This window comes from Haloferax sp. ATB1, assembly GCF_000730175.1.
Genome location: NZ_JPES01000064.1, coordinates 1 through 22,406 on the forward strand (window position 1 = coordinate 1; position 22,406 = coordinate 22,406).

Annotated in this window: 22 protein-coding genes and 2 pseudogenes; 11 read left to right on the forward strand and 13 right to left on the reverse strand. The window is 60.7% G+C overall.

What is annotated here, in order from left to right:
- Nucleotides 1–430 (reverse strand): radical SAM protein (locus tag ATB1_RS10325; protein ID WP_042663620.1); only part of this gene is annotated, 430 nt, incomplete at its 3' end.
- Between the two features lie 32 nt (nt 431–462).
- Between ATB1_RS10325 and ATB1_RS24120 the strand changes: the two are divergent.
- The 4 genes and pseudogenes from ATB1_RS24120 to ATB1_RS10340 all read left to right on the forward strand — a co-directional run bounded on the left by ATB1_RS24120 (nt 463) and on the right by ATB1_RS10340 (nt 2,900).
- Nucleotides 463–825 (forward strand): annotated as a pseudogene (locus tag ATB1_RS24120) (DUF2249 domain-containing protein).
- 154 nt (nt 826–979) lie between these two features.
- Nucleotides 980–1,132, forward strand: a complete 153-nt coding sequence (locus tag ATB1_RS22010; RefSeq protein ID WP_157575444.1) for an HVO_2142 family zinc finger protein — start codon at nt 980–982, stop codon at nt 1,130–1,132.
- A 169-nt stretch (nt 1,133–1,301) separates the two neighbouring features.
- Nucleotides 1,302–2,381 (forward strand): copper-containing nitrite reductase, encoded by a 1,080-nt coding sequence (gene nirK, locus ATB1_RS10335; RefSeq protein ID WP_042663621.1) that lies wholly within the window; start codon nt 1,302–1,304, stop codon nt 2,379–2,381.
- Nucleotides 2,382–2,579: 198 nt separating this feature from the next.
- Nucleotides 2,580–2,900, forward strand: coding sequence for a hypothetical protein (locus ATB1_RS10340; RefSeq protein WP_042663623.1), 321 nt, complete (start codon nt 2,580–2,582; stop codon nt 2,898–2,900).
- 218 nt (nt 2,901–3,118) lie between these two features.
- Here the strand turns inward: ATB1_RS10340 and ATB1_RS10345 are convergent, their stop codons facing one another.
- Nucleotides 3,119–3,385, reverse strand: coding sequence for a hypothetical protein (locus ATB1_RS10345; RefSeq protein ID WP_042663624.1), 267 nt, complete (start codon nt 3,383–3,385; stop codon nt 3,119–3,121).
- Nucleotides 3,386–3,857: 472 nt separating this feature from the next.
- Between ATB1_RS10345 and ATB1_RS21565 the strand changes: the two genes are divergently transcribed.
- Both ATB1_RS21565 and ATB1_RS10355 read left to right on the forward strand, forming a co-directional pair.
- On the forward strand, nt 3,858–4,847 hold the full coding sequence (locus tag ATB1_RS21565) for a hypothetical protein (RefSeq protein WP_128081452.1): 990 nt from the start codon (nt 3,858–3,860) through the stop codon (nt 4,845–4,847).
- Nucleotides 4,848–5,050: 203 nt separating this feature from the next.
- Entirely contained in the window at nt 5,051–5,662 is a 612-nt protein-coding gene (locus ATB1_RS10355) for a hypothetical protein (protein WP_042663625.1), read from the forward strand.
- Between the two features lie 191 nt (nt 5,663–5,853).
- Here the strand turns inward: ATB1_RS10355 and ATB1_RS10360 are convergent, their stop codons facing one another.
- Together ATB1_RS10360 and ATB1_RS10365 are read right to left on the reverse strand one after the other, a co-directional pair.
- Nucleotides 5,854–6,276: a hypothetical protein gene (locus ATB1_RS10360; RefSeq protein WP_042663626.1), complete on the reverse strand. Its 423-nt coding sequence runs from the start codon at nt 6,274–6,276 to the stop codon at nt 5,854–5,856.
- Nucleotides 6,277–6,520: 244 nt separating this feature from the next.
- Nucleotides 6,521–6,826, reverse strand: a complete 306-nt coding sequence (locus ATB1_RS10365) for a cupin domain-containing protein (RefSeq protein WP_042663627.1) — start codon at nt 6,824–6,826, stop codon at nt 6,521–6,523.
- 158 nt (nt 6,827–6,984) lie between these two features.
- On the opposite strand from ATB1_RS10365, the gene ATB1_RS10370 reads away from it, so the two are divergent.
- Nucleotides 6,985–7,284, forward strand: coding sequence for a hypothetical protein (locus tag ATB1_RS10370; protein WP_042663629.1), 300 nt, complete (start codon nt 6,985–6,987; stop codon nt 7,282–7,284).
- A gap of 30 nt (nt 7,285–7,314) precedes the next feature.
- Here the strand turns inward: ATB1_RS10370 and ATB1_RS10375 are convergent, their stop codons facing one another.
- Together ATB1_RS10375 and ATB1_RS10380 are read right to left on the reverse strand one after the other, a co-directional pair.
- Nucleotides 7,315–8,655, reverse strand: a complete 1,341-nt coding sequence (locus tag ATB1_RS10375; protein ID WP_042663630.1) for a hypothetical protein — start codon at nt 8,653–8,655, stop codon at nt 7,315–7,317.
- 102 nt (nt 8,656–8,757) lie between these two features.
- Entirely contained in the window at nt 8,758–8,991 is a 234-nt protein-coding gene (locus ATB1_RS10380; protein ID WP_042663631.1) for a DUF2249 domain-containing protein, read from the reverse strand.
- Between the two features lie 244 nt (nt 8,992–9,235).
- Between ATB1_RS10380 and ATB1_RS24125 the strand changes: the two are divergent.
- Nucleotides 9,236–10,404: pseudogene (locus tag ATB1_RS24125) on the forward strand (Cdc6/Cdc18 family protein).
- 933 nt (nt 10,405–11,337) lie between these two features.
- On the forward strand, nt 11,338–12,207 hold the full coding sequence (locus ATB1_RS10395; protein ID WP_042663633.1) for a class 1 fructose-bisphosphatase: 870 nt from the start codon (nt 11,338–11,340) through the stop codon (nt 12,205–12,207).
- 623 nt (nt 12,208–12,830) lie between these two features.
- Here ATB1_RS10395 and ATB1_RS10400 read toward each other — a convergent pair.
- The 5 genes from ATB1_RS10400 to ATB1_RS10420 form a co-directional block, all read right to left on the reverse strand.
- Nucleotides 12,831–13,928, reverse strand: a complete 1,098-nt coding sequence (locus ATB1_RS10400; RefSeq protein WP_241768179.1) for a sialidase family protein — start codon at nt 13,926–13,928, stop codon at nt 12,831–12,833.
- A gap of 124 nt (nt 13,929–14,052) precedes the next feature.
- Nucleotides 14,053–14,886 carry a hypothetical protein gene (locus tag ATB1_RS10405; protein WP_241768180.1) on the reverse strand — a complete coding sequence of 278 codons (834 nt, stop codon included), beginning with the start codon at nt 14,884–14,886 and terminating at the stop codon, nt 14,053–14,055.
- Between the two features lie 11 nt (nt 14,887–14,897).
- On the reverse strand, nt 14,898–15,998 hold the full coding sequence (locus ATB1_RS10410; protein ID WP_042663635.1) for an ABC transporter ATP-binding protein: 1,101 nt from the start codon (nt 15,996–15,998) through the stop codon (nt 14,898–14,900).
- Between the two features lie 118 nt (nt 15,999–16,116).
- A complete protein-coding gene (locus ATB1_RS10415) occupies nt 16,117–17,037 on the reverse strand; it encodes a carbohydrate ABC transporter permease (RefSeq protein WP_042663636.1) in 921 nt (306 codons plus the stop codon).
- Complete coding sequence (locus ATB1_RS10420; RefSeq protein ID WP_042663637.1) at nt 17,034–17,978, reverse strand: carbohydrate ABC transporter permease; 945 nt, start codon at nt 17,976–17,978, stop codon at nt 17,034–17,036. Before ATB1_RS10420 ends, ATB1_RS10415 begins: the two co-directional genes overlap by 4 nt.
- 159 nt (nt 17,979–18,137) lie before the next feature.
- Between ATB1_RS10420 and ATB1_RS10425 the strand changes: the two genes are divergently transcribed.
- Nucleotides 18,138–18,935 carry an aldo/keto reductase gene (locus tag ATB1_RS10425; protein WP_052367920.1) on the forward strand — a complete coding sequence of 266 codons (798 nt, stop codon included), beginning with the start codon at nt 18,138–18,140 and terminating at the stop codon, nt 18,933–18,935.
- Nucleotides 18,936–19,195: 260 nt separating this feature from the next.
- On the opposite strand, the gene ATB1_RS10430 is transcribed toward ATB1_RS10425, so the two are convergent.
- Together ATB1_RS10430 and ATB1_RS10435 are read right to left on the reverse strand one after the other, a co-directional pair.
- On the reverse strand, nt 19,196–20,131 hold the full coding sequence (locus ATB1_RS10430; RefSeq protein WP_042663640.1) for a dihydrodipicolinate synthase family protein: 936 nt from the start codon (nt 20,129–20,131) through the stop codon (nt 19,196–19,198).
- 134 nt (nt 20,132–20,265) lie between these two features.
- Nucleotides 20,266–21,633 (reverse strand): ABC transporter substrate-binding protein, encoded by a 1,368-nt coding sequence (locus tag ATB1_RS10435; protein ID WP_241768181.1) that lies wholly within the window; start codon nt 21,631–21,633, stop codon nt 20,266–20,268.
- Nucleotides 21,634–21,804: 171 nt separating this feature from the next.
- Here ATB1_RS10435 and ATB1_RS10440 point away from each other — a divergent pair.
- On the forward strand, nt 21,805–22,406 hold a 602-nt coding region (locus ATB1_RS10440; protein WP_042663642.1), incomplete at its 3' end, for a four-carbon acid sugar kinase family protein.

A 22,406-nucleotide genomic window follows, 5' to 3' on the forward strand; every position in this document is an offset into this window, starting at 1 on the left:
CCATGCGCTTGACTCCCGCGTCGGCGAGGTCGGCGACCGTCTCGGGCGTCAGCGACGACGTCCCGCTCGGCGTGAGCGTCATCCGGAGGCCGAGGTCGGTTCCGTACTCTACGAGGTCCACGAGGTCGTCGCGGGCGAGCGGGTCGCCGCCGGAGAGGACGACGAGTTGGCCCGGGCCGAACTCACGGGCTTGGTCGAGCAAGCGCTTTCCCTCCGCGGTGGTCAGTTCGTCGGGGTGTCGCGCGGGCGTCGCGTCCGCCCGGCAGTGGTCGCACGCGAGGTCGCACGCCTGCGTGACCTCCCAGATGAGGACGAACGGCCGCCGCGAGGTGTCGATGCTCGACGGGTCCGGCGGGGCGGTCGCGGTCGGCGGCGCGCCCGCGTCACTTCCCGCGTCCGTATCGGTGTCGACGTGTGGCGGTCGAGACATGGCTCTGGTCGGGTGGTTTGACGGCGCGGAAGGTGAGCCCCGCCCCGAACACGTTCGGCCATAGACCGGTGGCGAATGCGGGACGAACACGTTCGGGGTGAACTTCCTGCTCTGGCGGCCCCACGCTTCGAACATGGAGCACGAAGCGTACCTCGATGGACTCGACGCACCGAGCGAACGAACGGTGAGTTTTCTCGACGTACGGGAGTTGCCGCCGCCGGAACCGCTCACGGAGACGATGAATCAGCCTCGCCGACCTCGACGGCGAGACGGTGTTCGTCCAGCTCAACGACCGTGAGCCGAAGTTCCTCTACCCGAAGCTCGACGACCGAGGGTTCGCCTACTGCTCGGCCGAGCGCGAGGACGGCGTCGTCACCGCGATTTGGGAACCCTGAGTCGGCGTAGTCGCCGAATCTCTTCCAGTCAACCCCATCCAGTCAATCCCCCGCGAGCGGCGGTGTCGGCACCGCTTGCGTCCCGAAAGCTATCAACCCACCCTAATTTGGTATAATCGTTAATGTAATAACAACCCACGCGTTTGTACGTGGTATGAGTTCAGACCACACGAATACCACCCACTCCGAATGGTGCCCCGACTGCGGCACGAAGATGGCCTTCACCGGAACGCAACCGGCCGGAGTCGCGCAGTTCTTCTGTGAACAGTGTCGGTACCGCCGCGACCGCTTCGTCGGCGACGACTGAACCCCCGTTCGCCTTCTCGAGATTCGCGCGCTCGTGAGTGGCCGCGCTCTTCCGCGTCTCACGGCGTGGTACGACTCGCGAAGATGTTCGGAGCGCGTCTCCAAACCGGACAACCATTGTTCGTTTATACCCGTGTTCGGGCACTCGATTCAACCGGAGGGAGACACAAATGCTATCTACGACTCGGCGACGGACGCTCCAGTGGCTCGGACTCGGCGGCGTCGCTTCGCTCGCCGGCTGCGCGACGGACGCACCGACTTCCGCGCAGTCGCTCGACGAGACGGAGGAACCGACACAGCAGAGTTCGACGAACCTGGTTGATCAAGTCGCGGCCGACCCGACGGACATCCCCGGTCCCATCGACCGGAGCGAGCCCGCCGAAGTCGACGTGACGCTCCGGCCAGAGGAGGTGACCGCGGAGATCGAAGACGGCGTGACGTTCACCTACACGACGTACAACGGGCAGGTCCCCGGCCCGCTCGTCCGCGTCCGGCAGGGGGACACGGTGAACGTGACGTTCGAGAACCCCGAGGAGAACACCATGCCGCACAACGTCGACTTCCACGCGGTCGCCGGTCCCGGTGGCGGCGCGGAGGCGACGATGACGAACCCCGGCGAGACGGCGCACCTGCGGTTCAAGGCGACCTACCCCGGCGCGTACATCTACCACTGTGCCGTGCCGAACATGGACATGCACATCAGCGCCGGGATGTTCGGCCTCATCCTCGTCGAGCCGCCGGAGGGGATGCCCGAGGTCGACCACGAGATATACCTCGGCCAGCACGAACTCTACACCGACAAGGACGCCGGCGAGGAGGGCCAGCACAACTTCGACTACGAGGCCATGCGGAACGAGGACCCGACGTACGTCCTCATGAACGGCGAGAAGTACGCGTGGACGCCCAACGGTCGGGGGCCGGCCGCGACGGTCGGACTCGACGAGACGGTCCGGGTGTACTTCGTCGACGGTGGCCCGAACCTCTCCAGTAGCTTCCACCCCATCGGGAGCGTCTGGGAGACGCTCTATCCGGACGGCTCGCTGACGACGGAGCCGCAGACACACATCCAGACGCGGCTCGTCCCGCCGGGGAGCACGACCATCGCGACGATGAGTTCGCCCGTCCCCGGCGACTTCAAGCTCGTCGACCACTCGCTGTCGCGCGTCGTCCGCAAGGGCTGTATGGCGGTCGTCCGCGCCGAGGGACCGGAAGACCCCGAGATATTCGACCCCGACCCTGACCCGCAGTAGTGTCGCCGCACCGACCGGCAGTCACCGACTGGCCGCTGTTTTTCTATCTGTCTCTGTCGGAAGCTCCCGATGCTGAGAGCACCCGCGTGCAACGCTTGAGAGTCGGTCGCCGGTAGCCTGAGCGGTCGTGTCTCGGAAGCGACCCTCGAGAAACGGCCACAGGATTATGTCGTTCGCTTTCAAAATTCGAAGCCAAGGATGCCAGACGACAAACAGGGACGAGATGCGCAAGCGGCCAAGGAAGAACAGCGCCAGCGCGAGCGAGCGCTCCAAGAGGCGCGTGACCGCGCCGACGAACCCGAACCCGGGAAGCAACTCGGGGACCTCGACGACGCGCTCGAGATTCAGGACTACCCGACCACGACGGAGCAAGTCGTCGAGAACTACGGCGACTACGAGGTCGAAACACAGGGCGGGTGGAAACCCGTCGACGAGGTGCTCGCTTCGGTTGACAACGAGATATACGACTCCGCGGACGACGTTCGCGACCGGATACAGCGAGTAATCAACCGGAGATAAGTGCGTCCGAAGCCGTCTCTGTCGTGGCGATATTTTGAGACCCCTGCGTTCGGGGACGGTGTCCGCTCTGTCTGTACTACTCTTGGACCCGACTGCATCAGCACTTCCTTCCCGTGACCGAGACACACAGTCGATTCAGCACACCCGCTGAGACCCACCCAACGTCTGTCAGACGGTTCGTGCAAAACATAGTGGGCGTATTCACACATATTGGCGTGTCAGTCCCAGTAGCTGTCAACCGACTCGCCAGCGAGTCGTGCGCGGACGAACAGGTACGCGAAATGAACTGGGACGTAGCCGAGACAGAGAATCCAACCCTGTGGCTTCGAGACTAAGTCCCATGTGCGTTCAACGCCTCTTGTAGCATCCATCGAGAGCGTTTCCAAGCCGGTTATCGAATCAAGAGCTGGTCCGACGACTATCACAAACACGCAGATGTAGAGAATAGCCACGGCAAGGATTTCGAGCGATTGGTGAGCACGCATCGTTCCTCAAGTGGTGGACGGTAGATGTCGGCCGAAAATAAAGCCACTCTGAGGCTGGTTGGCATTCATTTGGCTCGACCGCACCGACCGCGCCGAGCGTCGGCACCGAACGGTGAGTTGTATGAGGACGGAGGGCCCCGAGATATTCACCCTGCCCCGCAGTAACGTCGCTGTATCGACCGGAAATCACCGACTGACCGCTGTTTTTCCCATCTGTCTCTGTTGAAAGCGTTGAAAGCTCTCGGTGCTGAGAGCACCTGTGTGCCCCATGCAGAGTATATATACCGCACAATCAATAATAATAATTTGGTCACACGATATGCCATTTAGACTGCTGTTTTTGATGGCGTCCAGTCCTGATACAATTCTCGCCGGACTTCGTCGGTAGAAGTGGTGGTCGACACCTACATCCCATCACTATCTGAGATCGGATAGACTCTGAAACGTGATTGAGCGATGGGACTAACACAGCTTGATTCAACTAGCAGATATGAATGGATACTCTGTTGAAGTTATTATTGAAAATACAGATATTAGGCAAGTAAAATCAGATTTACTCGTCCTAAAATCGGCAGACGGATCTGCTGGTGTTGAGAAAACCGTAGGGAACGAAGTTCGAAAATATTCACGCGATTTTCACTATCCGTCTGAGGGCCACTCCGAGATTTTTCAAACAGGGAGTAGTATCGTAGCAGATAATGCTCTCTTCATCGGCCTTAGGCCTGTCTTTGAAATAGAATACAAGGATATTCGAGAATTTGCTCGACATTCACTTCAAGTAGCTCGAAATCGCGCTCTTCACAGTAACGAGTCTTTTTCCGAGATAGCTACTACTATTCACGGCCCTGGATTTGGGCTTGACGAATCTGAAGCATTTGAATCACTGATTGCTGGATTTGTTGATGCTATTCAAGACGGTACGGTTCCTCCGTCGTTAGACTGTATTCGAATTGTCGAAATTAATGAAACGCGGGCTGAGCGATTACAAGTTGCCCTTGACGAATTCCTTCCTGGTCGAGTAGTCTCTCAGAACCAACCTAGATCAAAGGAATCACGAGAAGTTGGCTATGCATCGGACAACAAGCCGCGTGCGTTCGTTGCTATGCCGTTTGGGGATGAGTTTGAGGATGTCTATCAACTAGGAATTAAGGAGTCAATCAAATCTGCGGACTATCTCTGTGAGCGGATTGACGAAGAAGCATTTACTGGTAGTATCGCCACAGAAATTCAGAATCGAATTGAGTCCGCTTCATTAGTTGTTGCAGATATGACTAACGCAAACCCCAATGTATATCTAGAAGTCGGCTACGCTTGGGGCTGTGAGGTAGATACTCTTTTACTCACACAAAATACTGATGATCTGACATTTGATGTTCAGAGCCACAATGCAATTGTATATGATCGACAATCGATACGAGAATTGAGAGATGAATTGGAGGAAATGATTAAGTCACTAGATTAAATACAACATCCTCTCTTTAGTCGATATTTGTGTTAGCAAGTATCGGTGAGCGACATTTGTAGTGGAACAGGTAGTGCATTCACCATGCCCAAGCATGTTAGCAAGCACATTTAACAACTCGTTTCGGAAAGTGAGCCACGAATATAGTATAGTTGAACGTGTTCGGGGGTGGGCCTACGCTCGTGGCGACCCTACCTCGGACCATGCCAGACATCCCATCCCTGTTCGGCGGCGGGTCGCGGGCAGACCGCTTCGACGATATCGACCAGTTCGTCCCGGAGTACCTGCCCGACCCGGACGCGTTCCTCGACGGTCACCGCGTCCTCGACGGCGACGACCACGTCGCCGTCCACCGGGTCGCTCGCGACCTGTTCGAAGCGCGCGGCGTCTACGACGTGACGTTCGGCTACAACCTCGCGCGGCTGAACCTCGACCAGCGACACCCAGACGCCGGGTTCCGCTACGCGGTGGACCGAGACGACCCGTCGGTCCTGCTCGCGGAGTTCACGCCGACGACGCCGTTTTGCCCGCAGTCGAAGACGCTCACCGTCGGCGCGTTCCGGGCGTGGAACGGCCTCGCCGACCGCCACGACTACGACCGCGTCCGGGTCCGCGTCGCACCGATGCACCAGCAGGCCGACGCCATCAACGCAGAACTCGACGCGATGGACCCGGACGACGTGCAGGCGGCCGACGAGTCAATTCGGGACGACGGGCCGACGACGAGCGAGCGCGACGGCGACGAGCCGGCGGCGCACTCGCTGTCCGAGGAGTTCGAAGCGGCGCTGAATCGGCTGTCGGGCGAAAAACAGTAGGCGTCGCTCTGTTGAAATCCTCAGTCGAGGATAGGTTCCTATGTGCGCGCTGAATACAGTGCGCGTATTGGTTACTGGCACAGCATCCAGTATGTGCGAGTTGGATTGCTCAGAACAGGTGAAGCAGCTACCGCAACCAGTCCGTTCGAGTCGGCTATTGTCAACAGGACCGACCGCGCAGAACAGCTGGTTTAGAAGGCCGGTCGGAGACCGAACCGGCCGACGGTACGGTCGAGACCGACTCTGAGTAGTGCTTCTCCCAGCGTGATGGTCAGTACGAATCCCAGCAGAATGGGCCAGACGGTCAGGTACGACGAGAGCGGATGGGGGTGTGCCCCGTATAGCCATTGAGACACTGTATTACCCAGAACCCACAGTGTTGCGAGCGGTGAGGAAACGAGGGAGAGGCGGCCAAACAGGTACAGAGGGACGGCAGCCATAGCGAACATCCCGACCAGCGAGTACAGGGAAGCGAACACGACCGCCGCTGTCCCCTGATTCGAAAAGTAGACACCCGACGAAAGGAACCACGAATGAATGATGATTGCGTAATTCGCCCCACCAAGGACCGCAACGATACGTGCGTCACGGATATCTGTGGAGGAGAGGCGCACAGTCTGTAGATCCCTTCGGCCGCGTAAAAGTTCTTCCCGGTCACAAATCGATTCATGCCAGTCCCGTTGCGACGGCTGTTTGATTCGCAGGCGCTACCCAACGACTAGTTCAGTATAGGTGAGATGGAACAAACGAACCCTCCCTGCTGAATACACCCTCTATATTCAGCACGCACATTCTGTCAGATCTAGAGGATTTCAACAGAGCCGAGGCGTCCGTTTTCGTTCATCGTGACCCCGCAGTTCAGTCGTCGTTGGCCGGCGCGAACACGAGCACCGCGGTGCTATCGACTGGGGCGCGCGGCGAGATGTCGCGGTCGCCGCCGAACCGCAGCAACTCCCCCGCCGCGACCTCGTGCGTCTCGCCGTCGAGTGCGAGTTCCATCCGCCCGGCGACGACGTGGAAGACGATGTCGAAGCCGGGGTGGGAGTGCGCCGGCACCTCGTCGCCGGCTTCGAGGCGGAGCCTGACGGTTTTCGGGCGGTCGGTCTCGAAGACGGGCGCGTGCATCTGCGGCGGGAGTTCGTCGAGCGCGGCGTGTTCTGGCATCACGAGTGAGTCGTCGGCCGCGCAGTCGGTAAGCCTGCGGCCGAACCCGTTCGGGGGAGACACGACCGGGAGCGAACGAGACTGAGGGAACGAGAACGCGAGCCAACGAGGGGCGAATGCAGGTGCGCTTTTGTCCTTCGCGTGAGTTGACGTGTTCGATGCCCTCCATCGTGGACCAAACCGTGTTCAGCGAGCCCTCCGGCGGCCTCTTTCCTGTCGTCCAGCTCTGTGGCGCGGTCGTCTTCTCGGCTCTGTACTGGCAGTATGCCATCGTGGAACAGTCCCTGTCGGGTGGGTGGCTGCTGTTTATGATAGTCGGGACCGCCCTGTCCGGACTCGCCGAAGCGCTTCCGAAGAACCGGCGCCGGGCGGCCGGCGTCCTGCGTCTCGCGGCGATTCTCGTCCTGACGAGTCTGCTCGCAATTCTCTTTCTCGCGCGCGAACTGCTCGGGATGTGAGCGTGCGAGACGCGTCTCTGACGCACCGTCTCAGTCCGCGCCGTCGTCCGCATCGACAGCCGACGCGGCCGCGCCGCCGACCAGCGACTGCGGACTGTGGAGCCAGATAACTCGCAGGAGGTTCGCGGCGAACACCGCGATACCGATGAGCACGAGCGTCCAGCCGGCCGTCTCAGCAGCCGAGGAGAGCCCGGCGAGGTCGTGTGCGATGACGGCGACGACGCCCGATCCGACGAGGCCGAAGTCGAGGCGGGCGAGGCGGGTGCTGTAGAGGTCGTCGAGCATCGGCACGGGTTCGAGGCCGAGGCGGTCGCTGTAGCGGTGGACCCAGACGATGAAGGGGACGACGTGATAGAGCGTCCCGAGCACGACGAACCCGACGAACCCGAGGAGGAACAGTGAGTCGGTACCCGGCGCACCGAACAGGCGGTCTCCGGCCAGTGGAGCCGCGAGCCACGCGGGGAGCGTCAGGACGGCCCAGCCGGCGAGCGCGACGGCCGCGACGGCGTACCGGGTGAGCATGGGCGTCCAGTCGACCGACGACTCGACGAGGCGGCGCGCGAGAATCGCGGCGACGCCGAGGAGCGAGAGGGCGACGAGCGCGCCGCCGACCCGCGCGAGCGTCGGGTTCGAGACTAGTCGGCCGCCGGCGAGCGCGACGACGCCCAGCGGGTAGCCGACCTCCTCGACGCGGCGGAGCCACACGTCGACGCCGCGGAGCTTCGTCTGGGTGAACATCGTCGCGAGTTGGTAGAGCGCGCCGACGACGGTCGTCACGACGACGCCGAAGACGGCGAGCGTGACGTGGGCCGCGCGGACGCTCGCGTGAGTCGCGCCGACGCCGGCGAAAAGCGGGCGCGTGAAGTCGACCGCGAGCAGGAAGCCGAGCGCGGTGGCGACCGCGAGAAAGCCGAGTGCGAGGCCGAAGTGGCGCTCGGTCACGTCGAAGTCGTCGAGTCGGGAGAGCGTGCGCGCGACGTTGTAGGCGAACGTCCAGAAGCCGAGGAGCGCGACGGCGCCGAAGACGGGAAGCCACGCGAACGCGCCGAGGAGGAAGCACGCCGCGAGGCCGCCGACGCCGACGCCGACGGCCCACAGTTGGACGGCCGCGAGCCGACGCGAGTGGAGGTCGACGCCGGACCAGACCGGGACGAACTGCGTCATCGCGCCCATGATGGTGACGCAGACCCACCCCGCGAGCAGGAGGTGGACGTGCGCGAGACGGGCGGTTCCGGCGACGACGCCGGCGGCGAGGCCGACTCGGAGGCCCACCGCGGCAGCGAGGAAGCCGAGCGCGACGACGAAGTGCCGGAGCGGAATCGTCATCGGTGGCTGTCGGGCCGTGTCGATGTCGGCGGGAATGGCGCTCATACGCGAACTAGCGCGGCGCGGAGCCCTACCGGTGACGCCGAACATATTCGCCGAGGATGGAGAACGGAAGGTGTGAACCGAGGTTGGCCGCCGTCCGCGCCGCTACTGCTTCGGGAACGTCGCCGCGAACTCGTTCGGACCCTGTTTCTCGACCGCGTAGTTGTCGGCGTCGAACGCGTCGACTTCCGCCTGCATCTCGTAGAACAGCGGTTTCGGGTCGTGGTCGTTGAGAATCGTCAGCGACTCGCCGGCGTCGAGGTCGTCGAAGGCGGCGTGAATCTTCGGATGGCGCTCCGCCGGGGGGAGGTCGCGCACGTCGAGGATGGTGTCTGCCATACACGTCGTACCTCGCGGGGGACCACCGAGTCGGTTACCCCGAACACGTTCGCCGCCGGGGCGGCCGCGGCGGGACCGCCCGCAGTCGAGCGCCCGGGAGAGCGATTCGTGAGTGGCGGCCGCGGAGACGACCGTGTCGCCGCCGAGATGGCCATCGCCGGCGCGTTTCCCGCGGTCGACACGGCGGCGCGCCCGTAAGCAGTCAGAACGCATATATCGCTCATTTCGGAACTACCACTAGGATATGGACATCGAAGCGAGGATTAAACGTCGGCAACGTCGAGACGGGACGCCTCGCCTCCTCGTCGATTACGACTCGCTCTCGCCGGTCGCACACGCCGACGACCCGGTGAACTGCGGGCCGGTGTTGGAGCGACTGCTCGACTACCTCGACCCCGTGTTCGACGGACATCTGCCGCCGAACGCCTACGCCTACGGCCCGAAGGGGTCGGGAAAGTCGGCGGTCGTGACGGCGCTTTTCGACCACCTCGTCCGCGCGTCGAGCGTCAGCAACGCCGCCATCCACACGACGACCCGCGTGCAGGCGACGTTCGCGCCGCGGTTCGTCTACGTCGACGCGCGCGAGACGACGAGCGCGTTCGCGTTCTACCACGCCGTGCTCGACGCGCTCGTCGACGAGTCGGTGCCGAAGCAGGGCATCAAGACGGAGGCGCTCCAGTCGCGGCTCAAAGCGACGCTCGACGGTCCCAAGACGGGTGCTATCGTCGCCGTCGACCACCTCGAAGAGCCCGGGGACGCTCGACGGCGAGACGTTCGTCGACCTCTGTGCCGGGCTTCCGAGCAAAGTCAGTTGGTTAGCCATCGGGCGCTCGTCGCCCGACGAGACGGTGCTGACCGACTACACGGCCAGACGAGATTCAGTTCGAGCCGTACCAGAGTCAGGTGCTCATCGACGTGCTGATGACCCGGGCGTCGGCCGCGGGGTCTCAGCGAACGCTCGACCACCGACTGGCTCGCGACATCGCCGAGTGGGCCGACGGCGACGCTCACGACGCGCTCGCGGCGCTGTTCGGCGCGGCCGACGAAGCGGCCCGGAACAGACATCAGAGTATCACCGCCGCCGACACCGCCGCGGGAATCGCCGCGGTGCCGCGGCCCTGTGTCTCGCTCGGCCGCGTGTTCGCGCTCCCGGAGAACCGCCAGCAGGTGCTCCACGAACTCCTCACGTTACGACCCGACCAACAGGAGTCGGTGCAGACGACGAGCCAGCACATCGCGAAATCGGTCGACCTCTCGGCGGCGACGGTCAAGCGCATCCTCTACGAACTCGCCGAAGACGGCATCACCCGCCGGGTCACGGCGGAGCGCGTCGACCGGAAAGGACGGCCGCCGAGCCGACTCGAACCGCAGTTCCCGACGGTCGTGTTCGAACGCCTGTTCGCTGCGCAGTAACCTGTTCGAACGGATCTGTCTCACAGTCGTCACGGAAATTGATAACAGAACTGTGATCAGTAACTGCGAATCAGTAATTCAATTAGAACAAACATCGCCCAAACGGTAGGCACCGTTAGCAGGTGGATGAATGTGAATACGGTGCTTGAACCATGTATGAATCGACGTACCGGTTCATCTTGACTGCGCCATTCCATTAGTTTCCCGAATAGAACTGCGATGACTACGAGCGGGAGTCCATAGCCAAACAGGAGTACTGGGACTGCGGGGCCGAAGAGGGAAGGACTCGCAGGAATTCCACCAATTCCGGCGAGGACAGTTCCTGCGGTGAATAGAACCGCTAACTGTCCTAGCACACTGATGAGCGTGAGACTTCCCGTTGAAAACGGTGCCGGTGTCTCGTACCGGGCAGCGAGTACTCGAATACAGTAGGCGATTGCTGCTGAACTACCGAAGAGACCAATCAGTGCCACGAGAGGGAGAGTTGTAATGAACCCGGGTACCCCACCTGTGGACATAATTATGTCTTCTTAGTTGATATAATATGTCTTCTGGGTAGCCCTTGGTGGAACAAAATGCAATACGTAGTTTAGTTCTGCCAAGCCCCGAGACATAACCGCTGAGTAGAAAAACTGCCCGTAGCGATTTGAGCTGTCAATATCGAGTGCTGAACCGATACCCGACTCGCACCTGTATTCAGCACGAGTCCCACAACCTCCACTAGCGGAGGACTTCAACAGGGCCCGAGTCGAAAACCCGCCGCCAACTCCGTGGTCGGCGCGGTGCAACGCTTACACGCGGGGACAGAACTATACTCCGTCCACGGTATCTGTAGGTGATGACGACCACCCCGACGCCCGTCCGTGCGCCGCCCGTCGGCGTCCCGTCGAATCGCCTCGGCGCAGCCGCGACTCCGCAGGGTGTATCGAACGCATGACAGACCCATCGAGTCGGGAGGACGACGTGGTCGACGCCATCGTCGAGACGCTCTGTGCGGCCGCGCCGTCGATTCGGGCGGGGCTGCCCGGCCGACGCGTCTACGAGGAGGGCACGAACCCGAGCGGCGAGCGCCAGTTGGAAGCCGACACCTACGCCGACGAACTGCTGTTGAAGCGACTCCGGCCCCTCGAGGGCGTCGGCCAGTACGCCAGCGAGGAGCGCGCCGAGGTCATCGACATCGGCGAGGGCGTGTCGGTCGCGCTCGACCCGCTCGACGGGTCGACGAACCTGAAACCGAACAACGTGATGGGGACGCTCTACAGCATCTACGACGAACCGCTCCCCACGGGCGGCGAGAATCTGCTCGCCGCTGGCTACATCCTCTACGGCCCGGTGACGACGCTCGTGGCCGCCCGCGACGGCGTCGTCAGCGAGTACATCCTCGAATCGGGCATCAAGCGTCCGCTCCGCGAGGAATTGACGCTCCCCGACGACCCCGCCATCTTCAGTTTCGGCGGCCGGGCCAACCACTGGTTCGACGAGTTCGAGACGTTCGCCCGCGAGACCGAACGCACCGAGGGAATGAAACTCCGCTACGGCGGGTCGATGATCGGCGACGTGAACCAGATTCTCCACTACGGCGGCATCTTCGCGTACCCCGCCCAGACTGACGCGCCGAGCGGGAAACTCCGACAGCAGTTCGAGGGCTTCCCCATCGGTTACATCATCGAGTGCGCCGGCGGGCGGTCGTCCGACGGCGAGAAGTCGCTCCTTTCGGGAACGCCCGACGGCATCCACGACCGCGTGCCGGTCTACATCGGCAACGACCCGCTCGTCGAGTCGCTGGAAGCGCGACTGGACTGACAACCCCGGTCGAGTGGGCGGCACGGCGAGTCACGTTTTCTGACGCGGCATACTCCGAGAAATAGCTGTCGAGCCGAGCGACTCATCGCCCGTTGGAGACGTGGTACGTCGAAACCAGCCATCCAGAAATAACAGATACAAACTATGTATAATTTCTATATGTTTCTGATCACGAGCGTATCGGGATTATCTACGGATGAATTCGAACATGATCTCCGTTTCATCTGTTTTTAGAGTGTGAACCGGCTATTTTCTGTTTAATTCACCGTTATTCACTCGGGATATTCAGGACGGTCTGTCGTCCTCGTTCATTTGAGATAGCCCTGATCGAAACCCGTCTATTAATGCGTTATTGGGTGATAAATCCCTGAGGTTTGGAATCTGAATCTCGATACCGAAGTTGGCATCTCCAAAATAACTGAATTATGATAATTTTAGATAACTATTGGAAATCATATATTTTTGAACGGGTGAGGATGGCAAGAGAAAATAACACCCCCAGAGGCTGCGGACCGAACAGTGAACAAAACAACAGTAGAAACTAATCGATTGAGCTTTGCGAGGTCGGATGGAAGTTGTTCTCCTACTAATCGAACGGTAGGGACGTAGTCCTCCGTCGGTCATCACCGGTCGGAGAGTAGTTCCTCGGGGTCGAATCTGGTGGCCGCGATGTGTCGGGGACCACCATCAACGGCGACTTCGTCGTCCTGTTGGTTGAAATAGTACGTGGCGAGAATCGTCCCGTCGTCGAGCACGGTTGCGCGCGGGTAGCCGAGGTCGTAGTTCGCGCCGTCGTCACGGAGAATCCACTCGCGACTCCACGTGGCACCGTCGTCGTGACTCACACGGGCGCGGATACCGTACGGTGGATGGCGATACCCGTAGATACACACGAGCGACCCATCGTACTCCAAGAGTTTGCTCGGTGCGCCAAGGTCGTTCACTCGCGAGACGAACGTCCAGTTTCGCCCGTCGTCAGTTGACCGATAGATCTCGGTCCACTCGCAGTCGACGGAAATCTTACAGCGCACGGCCGCGACGAGTGTTCCGTCGTCGAGCAGTACTGGCGAGGGACACAGCATGCGGTACTTTTCGCTCCCACCGATCTGCGACAGGAAGGTCCAGTTTTGTCCCCCATCGAACGACGCGTACACGATCGGCACGTCATGGGGGTCGGTGCTGGTTTTCCCCGTCAGCATCAACAGGAGGGTGCCATCTTCACGGGTGATGTACGACGGACGGCCTTGGATTCGCTCGAAGTCGAACATTGGGAGCCGTTTCGCATCGCTCCACGAGTCTCCCCCGTCGTCCGAGAGTTTCACCCAAGGCACTGCGTCAGAGGCAGCCGAGTGCGGAGAAGACCAACAGGCCATGAGCGTATTCTGATTCGAGAAGTCGTGCGCCTCGATGTCCGGGATCTCGTTGTAAAGGACCTGTTCGGAGGTCTCGACGTTGTCTGAGATGACACCGTCGTCTGTCCACGTCTCACCGCTGTCGGTGGTGCGCATCGCACGGATGGACCCGTAGGTCTCGATGCGCGCGTGACTCAGTTGGTTCTGCTTATTCTCGGTCGGAGAGACGACGCTCCCATACCGAACGACTTTGGCGTCGTGGAGATTCTCCGGAACGGAGTAATCGCAGTTGTGGTTGATGAACCCGACGACGATGTCGTCGTCGGTCTTCCACATCCCCGCCGTTGAACGGCCACGCTGAGAACTCATCATCACTGTGGTAGACCATAGTGTGTTCGGCACTCTGGACTCTCTTGGGTGAATCTAACATGTGTCTGTTTCACAGAGTTGGGTCGGAGATATTAAAGATACCGCAGCCGGTAGTGGAGACGGGTTACGCGCCGACGACTTCAACAAACGTCGCGTTGCAGTCCGTACATCGCATCGTCGTGATGGTTCGCGTTCGACAGCACGTCTCTTCAGTTCGCTGCTGAATGTTCGGTTCACCGTCGCAGGTCGGGCAGCGTTCGAGGAACAGTCGAAGCTCACCGAGCGCGACGCCTCGTACTCTCGAAGACAGACCGTGCCAGTTCGGGAGTTCGCTCGCCAGCGCTACCGCACCGGCCGCGTCAGCGAGGAAGGCGGCTCGTGATGGCCACCGACCGACGTGTGTCCCATTGACGGAGACGGCGAAGTCATCAGCCGATTCGTCGACAACCACGTCAGACGGATCAGCATCGACGAACGCGGACACTGAGAGCGCGGTGTCCACGTCGGAATCAATCGTGTCGATGGCGTTCGTCCACGCGGCGTGAAAGCGGTCCGTCAGGCAGAAATCGGCCCCACCGTCGCACGGTACAAGTACGCCGTTGTCGACGAGGAGGTCGCCGTGGTCGCCGTTGGTCACGCCGACTGGGTCCGAGTGCGAATCGACGGCCGTCTGTTCCGGCCCGTGTTCGAAATGCGCCATCACCCACGAAGGAAGGTATCGATGTGTCAGCGTCGGTGTGCCCGGTATCAGATACCCGCGGAGGCCGATGGCTGCGGCCGACGCCGCGAGAACGACCGCACTTAGGAGTGGCAATCCAACCCACGCGACGAGTCCAGCGAGTGCAATAGCCAAGACGGCGTTCACGCCAGTACAGGGGAGACACCGGTTCTCGCCCGTATACGCTGGGTTTCTGACTCGGTCGAGCACGACTGAATCACGCTGTCGCATCCAACTCATCGGCCACCTCGTCACACGTCCGGTCCGCGAGTCACGACGTTGTCTCGGGAGCCGAAGAGATGCGTCGCCCGAGCCTCGATAGCGAGGCGAATCACCTCGCCCTTCTCGTAGGAGTTGTCGGCCGGGAGCGTCACCCGAACCTCGCCCTGCGGTCCCTCGATAGTTGCCAGCATCTGCTTTCCGATTCGCTCGATGAGGGTGATCTCGCCTTCGAGGTCTCCGTGGTTCCGGTCAAGCGTGACGTCTTCGGGGCGGACGCCGACTGTGACTTCGTCGCCGACGCTGAGCGCCGTTGAGTCGACCACCTGGAGTTCGACGTCTTGATCGCCGATGGAGACGACGGCCACCTCACCGCTCGCGCGATCGATAGTCCCGTCGAAGAAGTTCATCGATGGGTTGCCGATGAAGTTCGCGACGAACCGGTTCGCGGGTCGCTGGTAGAGTTCGTCCGGCGTCCCGATCTGTTCGATACCACCGTCGTTGAACACCGCGATACGGTCGCTCATCGTCATCGCTTCCTCCTGGTCGTGCGTCACGTAGATCGTCGGCTTCTTTACGCGGTCGTGGACGCGCTGAATCTCCTTGCGAATCTCGACTTTCAGCTTCGCGTCGAGGTCGCTCAGCGGCTCGTCCATCAGGAACGCCTCCGGTTCGTGGACGATTGTTCGCGCTAAGGCTGCCCGCTGTTGCTGGCCACCGCTGAGTTCGCCGGGGTACTTCTCCAGTAGTTCTCGAATCTGCATGATGTCCGCGGCCTCTTCGGCGTTCTCGTGTCGCTCTTGCTTCGGAACGTTCCGGACTTTCAGCGGGTAGGAGATGTTCTCTTTCACCTTCATGTGTGGGTAGAGGGCGATGTTCTGGAACATCATCGCCAGATTCCGCTTGTGAGCCGGTTTCCCCGTCATGTCCTCGCCGTCGAACCGGATACTCCCGCTCGTCGGCGTTTCGAGGCCCGCGATACAGCGGAGCGTCGTCGTCTTCCCACACCCGGACGGGCCGACGAACGTGAAGAAATCACCTTCGTCGATGCTAAAGTCGATACCATCGACGGCCGTGATCGTTCCGGACGGCGAACTGAACTCTTTTCGCAGGGAGCTAACCTCAATAGTCATTGATTGACAACCACACGCACATTATGCGACGGGGCCATTATACGTTTCGGTGAACGCAGGACCCTTGCTGGAAGAGCGGACGAAAATGAGGGGTGACGAAGGATAGCGTGGGTGACCGTTACATCTGTCCGCCGACTTCGAACCCTTCGAGGAGGTACTTCTGGAGCGCGAAGACGAAGATGAACGCCGGGATTACCATCATCACGCTCGCGGCCATGACCTCTCCCCAGAGGGTCTGTTTCTGAATCGTGAACATGTGGATACCGACAGTGAGCGGCCAGTTTTCACTCGTCGGCATGATGATACGGGGAATCGTGTACGCACCCCACGCCGTTGCATACGAGAAGATGGCTACCGCGATGACACCGGGTTTCGCCATCGGTAGTGCGATCTCGTAGAACGCCCGGAACGGCGACGCGCCCGCCATCTGGGCAGACTCTTCGAGCGAGATGGGAACGTTCTGGAAGAACTTCCACATCAACCAGATGCCGAACGGCAAGGCGGTCGCGGTAACCGCCAAGATGAGGCCGAGGTGGCTGTTGATGAGGCCGATGCGACTCCAGAAGATGAACATCGGGATCGCGAGCAGAATCTGCGGGAACATGTACCCGAAGAGAATGATTCTCGCGAACGTCTTCTTGTGCGGGATGTCGATGCGCGTGAGTCCGTAGCCAGCCAGCGTCGACATCGATGTCGTGACCACGACGACACCCACCGAGAGAATCATGCTGTTTCTGAAGTACGTCGGGAAGTTCGTCCCCTCGAACGTGTTGACGAAGTTCTCGATGGAGAATATCTGGGGCAGCAGCGATTGCGGAACGTTGTAGATCATGTCGGTCGGCCGTAGCGCCGTACTGACCATCCAGAAGATGGGGAAGATGACGACGAACAGCTGCAGCACCAACAGGGCGTTCAGCGTCAAGTTCCACCCCGTCGACCGACCCTGGTGCGAGAGGTGCGTCAGCGGGTTCCACGGTTTGTCCACGGTCCGCTGCTTGACGTTCGACCACTTGCGTCCGATGTCGTTACGAATACTCATTCTGCACGCACCTCCTCAGACGGCTCGAAGATGCGGAAGTACAACACTGCCGCGACCAACAAGACGAGGAACAGCACGGTCGAAACGGCCGCGGCGATGCCGAGCCGACTCGTCCCGAAGGCGATGTTGTACGCGTAGATGGGTGCGGTCGTCGTCGCCCCTCGCGGTCCTCCTTGCGTGAGGACCCAGATGTAGTCGAAGGTGTTGAACATCCACACCGCACGCAGCAGCAGCACGATAAAGAACACACCCTTCAGGTTCGGCAGGGTGATATCTCGGAATCGCTGGTAGGCCGTCGCACCGGACATCTTCGCCGCCTCATAGAAGCTCTCGGGGATGGCCTGCAGTCGAGCGAGAACCATCACCGTGACGAAGATAGAGTCTTTCCAACTACTCGTGAGAATCGCCGCGAGCATCGCCGACCCTTGGTCTCCGAAGAACGACACGTACCCTTGGGTGAGACCGATCTGGACGGCGAGCTGGTTGACGATTCCCCACTGCGAATTGAGCATCCAGAGCGCCATGAAGCCGATGACGGCGTTCGGGATGAGGTACGGGAGAATTGCGAACGTGCGCGCGATATTCACGAACTTGAACGACCGGTTGAGCAATAGCGCGAGGGTCGTCCCGAAAATCACCTGAATGACGACCGAGCCACCCGCGTATATCACCGACCGGTTGAGCGCATCGTAGAACGAGTCGCTCGTCAGGAGCGACTCGAAATTCGCAGTCCCGATCCACTGCCACTCATTCGAGAAGGCGTTGATGTTGAAGAAACTCGCGCCGATGACGCCGATAATCGGAACGAGATTCACGAACGTGAAGAGTAACATCGGCGGGAGAATCGTCAGCGCGGCCAATACCTTCTTTTTTGAGAGGAACTCGAACACCTCGTCTCGTAACTCTCGAGCCCGGGAGCCATGCTTGTTGATTGTACTCATGGAACGTGCCAATTCTTCATGAACCAACGGTAAAAATCTTCCCATCAGTACAGTCACAGCTGTTCGAGAGACGAACGAAGACTCCAGCTTCCTGACCCACTGTCTCCTCGCCTCCCCCCATAGATTATTATAGGATTACCCGAGAACGTACTGACGATCATGGTATTTAGCGAGCCAAGAGTAGGCTTCGGGACGTGGCAGAACACTGATCCGGATACCTGTGCCGAGAGCGTACGAACGGCACTAGAGATGGGTTACCGACACATCGATACCGCACAGCTGTATGAAAACGAAGCCTACGTGGGCGACGGAATCGAACGAGCGGACGTCGACCGAGAAGAGATTACCCTTGGGACGAAGCTCTGGCCGGGCGACCTCGCGTCTGACCGTGTTCACGACGCAGTCGACGAGAGTCTCGAACGTCTTGGCGTGGACTACGTCGACATCCTCTACGTTCACTGGCCAGCGAAGGATTACGACGCCGTAGACACGCTCGGCGCGTTTTCGGAGCTTAGAGACGAGGGGCTGATTCGGCACCTCGGCGTGAGTAATTTCACTCCCGAACTGCTGGACGAGGCACAGGCGGCCTGCGATGCCCCAATCGACGTCAACCAGGTCGAGCTCCATCCACTCCTCCCGCAACCAGACCTCCTCGAGTACTGTCGGGGTCACGACATCGAAGTCGTCGCCTACTCCCCACTCGCCCGCGGGAAGGTCTTCGAGATCCCGGAGATCACCGACATCGCCCGTGAAAACGGCCTCAGCGAGGCACAGGTCGCCATCGCGTGGCTACTCTCGAAAGACGGTGTTAATCCTATCCCGAAGGCGTCGAGCGAGGCGCACATTCGAGGGAATCTCGAAGCCACGGACGTCGAACTCACCGCTGAGGAACTCGACCGTATCGACGATATCAACCGCGAGCTTCGAATCGCCGACCGAGACTGGGTCGACTGGTAACCTCGAACGCTCGGCGCGAATCGAACCGAGCCGAGATCTGTTTTTGCGGTCGTGCTGCGAGCGGGGCTCGAGAACTGGAACTCCCACGGCAGAACCGACGCCAGCGACGACGAGTGTCTGCTCGATGATTGTCGGCGCGTTCGTCTCAAGGGGGGCGGCTATCGAAAAGAGCGGACGGGTGGCTGGAAGAGTCCATCCGATTGGCAGGCTGTTTCGAGGTCTGACGGACAGACCGGTCGGTGCTGGCCAGCTTCTCCGTCCTAATCGTCGGCGTGGACGATTTCTCTCGTTCCTCGGTCGTGCATCTGTGAGACTGCGTCCTCGATGGCCGCGCGCTTCTCGTCACCGTCTTCGACCCCGTCGAAGGGATGGAAGAGACAGCCCGCATCGCGTCCGAGCACGTCGATCGCCGTTTTCTCGCCAGCGGGGAAGTTCGACTCGTAGTTCTCCATCGCGGCGCGGATGAGCGGGACGAGCGCGAAGTGAAGCTCTCGGGCACGGTCGTAATCGCCACGTTGTGTGGCTTCCCAGATTTGGACGGAGATTCGTGGACAGACACTACTGATACCCACGATCCCGCCGTTGACACCCAACGTGTACGTTGGGAACTGGCCGATGCTCATCCCGCCGAGCACGAAGCCGTCATCGCCGATGGCCCGGAGATAGTGCGTCAGATTGCCGAGCGTGCTGCTGACTTTGATGCCGACGACTTCCGGGACGTCCCGGACGAGGTCACCGACGAGTTCCGCGTCGAGGTCGAGCAACGACATGACGTCGTAGATGACGATTGGTAACTCGGAGACGTCCGCAATCGCGCGATAGTAGTCGCGGATCGAGTCGTTGTCGGCCATGTGCGAGCCGACGTACCCCGTCGGCGGCATGGCCATGATGAAGTCCGCACCCGCGTCACGAGCCAGTTCCGCTTTCGCGGTGGCCTCGCGCGTCTGTCGTGCGATGACCCCCGCGACCACGGGAACGTCGCCGTCCACTTCGTCGACCGCGACGTCGTAGAGTTGCTTGAGTTGGTCGTCGGTCATTCGCATCCCTTCGCCAGTGCTTCCGCCGACGACGACGCCTGAGACGCCAGCATCGAGATGGTAGCGAATCTCGTCTCTGAACGCGTCTTCGTCCAACTGGCTGTCAGCGTCGAGCGGGGTGATAAGCGGTGGATTCACGCCGTGTAGTTCGTGTTTCATCTGTTTGTTGAGGTCGTATGTGAGTCGATGTGTGGATTCGAGTGTATTTGGAGGCTGGTCTGCTGGTCTGGTTACGGGTTCCTCGAAAGGGCGCGTCGAGCGAGCCTGCGGTGGGTGTGGCTACGCATGTATTCTCATGGCCCCTTCGCCTGGTTCAGCGACTCGCGAGCCTTCGCTGCGACTTGGTCGACTGCCTTGCCCGGGTCCATGTCCTCGCTGATCACGAGTGAGATGGCAGTCGAGCCCGGCCGGGTCGTGAAGATGGAATCGACGTACGGATTCGGCGGACTCGTCTCGTGCGCCGGTGGAATCGCGTCGGTCACCGACTTCCACGCCTCGATGTCAGCGTCGGTGTAGGAGTCCGGAAGCTTCTCGCGCATGTCGATCTCCTCTTTCTGTTTCGGGTACAGCGGCGCGTTCTGAATGTTGATGTAGCGCTCGTAGTACTTCGGCTGGAAGATGAACTGATCGAGGAACGTCTTGGCCATGTCCGTGTTCGACCCCTGGAACGAGCAGATGGACTTGATGACGCCGAAGAACTTCCCCGGTCCGTCCGGCCCCGGGATCGGAGCGGCGCGAATATGCTCGTGGAAGTCACGCTCGCGTTCGATGGACTGAATCTTCGGCCGCGCACCACCGTACGTCGTATGCGCCGACGACTCAGTATGAAGTGCGTTGATCCGCTCTTCGCAGCCGATGTCCGAACCGGGGCCGGTGTAGGGCTGGAGCTGCTTGCGGAATTCGAGCATTTCGATCCAGCGCTCGCGGTTCTCTCCCTGGTCGATCGAGACCACAACCTCACCGTCATCGTTTCGAGTCGCCATGTTCGCACCGTTACTTCGGAGGAAACACTGAGCGACGAGTTCGCTACAGTAGTGCGTCGACCACGGAAGCAGCGTCGCGTCGGTCACCTCGTCCGAACCACTGGCTTCCTCCATCCAGCCAACCATGTTCTCCCAGGAGTCTGGTTTCGACTCGGCGATGTCCTCTCGGTACCACTGCAGGTACGGAATCGCGAAGAAGGGAATCGTGTAGTGTTCGCCGTCGCGTTCGAGGAACGACCGCTCGTGGGGCATGCCTAATCGGTCCGTGACCGTCTCGACTAAGTCGGTCATCGGAGCGAGCGTCCCTTGGTTCTGGAGCTGCGTCGATTGGGTCACCGACGTCGGGAACAGCTCCGGCGGGTTGCCGGATTGAATGAGCTGAATGATTCGCTCTTGGATGCTCTGGCCCTCTGCGCCGCATTCGAGGGTGACGGACGCGCCCGTCTTGTTTTCGAACTCGGCGAACGCGTCCTCCCAGACGCGCTTGAACACGTCCGAACACTCGTCGGTGACGACGCGCATCTCGCGCCCGCTGTAGTCCGGCCAGCCGTTTTCGTTCACGGTCCCCGTGGTGGTTCCGTCGCCGGATCCCGAACCCGAGCCTGAGCCCGAGCCCGAGCCATCTCCCCCTCCACCGCCAACACAGCCTGCGAGTCCTGCGACTGCTGAGCCACCCACAGCCTTGAGGACGGTTCGGCGTCTCGTAGCGGTCCTATCACTGTCTCGGCATTCGTTCGATGCCATGGGATTACGCTTCTTGACTGTAATGTAAATACATTTCTAATCCTTGTTGACATATATCACGGCGCGGCCGAACATTCATAGGCTGACAACCAAGACTCAGACGGTATGACCGAGTTGAATGCAGTCGTCATCGCAGACGATATCACCGGAGCGAACGACACCGGGAGCCAGTTCGCCAGCCGTGGGTATCGGACGAATGTGGTGTTCGATCCAAGCGCACCGACGAACTGTGACGTCCTCGTCGTCGATACGGAGACACGGGAAGCATCACCGGCAGCGGCGTACGAAACGGTTCGCGCCGCCGTGTCACAACACGACACCACGCTTCTGTACAACAAGCTCGACTCCACGCTCCGCGGGAACGTCACCGACGAACTGGCGGCAGTGCTCGACGCCGCGACGCCCGACATCCTGTTGCTTGCACCGGCGTTTCCCAGTAACGGGCGGACGACCGAAGACGGCGTCCAGTTGGTCGACGGTGACCCCGTGCTCGAGACGCTTACCGACTCAGAGAACCTGCCTGCAACGTCGTCGGTGGTCGAGCTGCTCTCATCGCTCGCGTATCCCGTCGAAACACTCCCGCTGGACGTCGTAACCAAGGGTACAGGACACGTCCGGTCGAAACTCGCCGAGATAGACCGCAACCGCGACGGGCCGGTAGTCGTCGTCGCCGACGCCACAACTCACACTCACCTTCGGTCGCTTGC

Bases quoted from the DNA above. Each gene is read 5' to 3' on its own strand.
- ATB1_RS22010 (WP_157575444.1), top strand. From the start codon at position 980: ATGAGTTCAGACCACACGAATACCACCCACTCCGAATGGTGCCCCGAC.
- nirK (WP_042663621.1), top strand. From the start codon at position 1,302: ATGCTATCTACGACTCGGCGACGGACGCTCCAGTGGCTCGGACTCGGC.
- ATB1_RS10340 (WP_042663623.1), top strand. From the start codon at position 2,580: ATGCCAGACGACAAACAGGGACGAGATGCGCAAGCGGCCAAGGAAGAA.
- ATB1_RS10345 (WP_042663624.1), bottom strand. From the start codon at position 3,385: ATGCGTGCTCACCAATCGCTCGAAATCCTTGCCGTGGCTATTCTCTAC.
- ATB1_RS10355 (WP_042663625.1), top strand. From the start codon at position 5,051: ATGCCAGACATCCCATCCCTGTTCGGCGGCGGGTCGCGGGCAGACCGC.
- ATB1_RS10365 (WP_042663627.1), bottom strand. From the start codon at position 6,826: ATGCCAGAACACGCCGCGCTCGACGAACTCCCGCCGCAGATGCACGCG.
- ATB1_RS10370 (WP_042663629.1), top strand. From the start codon at position 6,985: ATGCCCTCCATCGTGGACCAAACCGTGTTCAGCGAGCCCTCCGGCGGC.
- ATB1_RS10375 (WP_042663630.1), bottom strand. From the start codon at position 8,655: ATGAGCGCCATTCCCGCCGACATCGACACGGCCCGACAGCCACCGATG.
- ATB1_RS10380 (WP_042663631.1), bottom strand. From the start codon at position 8,991: ATGGCAGACACCATCCTCGACGTGCGCGACCTCCCCCCGGCGGAGCGC.
- ATB1_RS10395 (WP_042663633.1), top strand. From the start codon at position 11,338: ATGACAGACCCATCGAGTCGGGAGGACGACGTGGTCGACGCCATCGTC.
- ATB1_RS10400 (WP_241768179.1), bottom strand. From the start codon at position 13,928: ATGAGTTCTCAGCGTGGCCGTTCAACGGCGGGGATGTGGAAGACCGAC.
- ATB1_RS10405 (WP_241768180.1), bottom strand. From the start codon at position 14,886: ATGAGTTGGATGCGACAGCGTGATTCAGTCGTGCTCGACCGAGTCAGA.
- ATB1_RS10410 (WP_042663635.1), bottom strand. From the start codon at position 15,998: ATGACTATTGAGGTTAGCTCCCTGCGAAAAGAGTTCAGTTCGCCGTCC.
- ATB1_RS10415 (WP_042663636.1), bottom strand. From the start codon at position 17,037: ATGAGTATTCGTAACGACATCGGACGCAAGTGGTCGAACGTCAAGCAG.
- ATB1_RS10420 (WP_042663637.1), bottom strand. From the start codon at position 17,978: ATGAGTACAATCAACAAGCATGGCTCCCGGGCTCGAGAGTTACGAGAC.
- ATB1_RS10425 (WP_052367920.1), top strand. From the start codon at position 18,138: ATGGTATTTAGCGAGCCAAGAGTAGGCTTCGGGACGTGGCAGAACACT.
- ATB1_RS10430 (WP_042663640.1), bottom strand. From the start codon at position 20,131: ATGAAACACGAACTACACGGCGTGAATCCACCGCTTATCACCCCGCTC.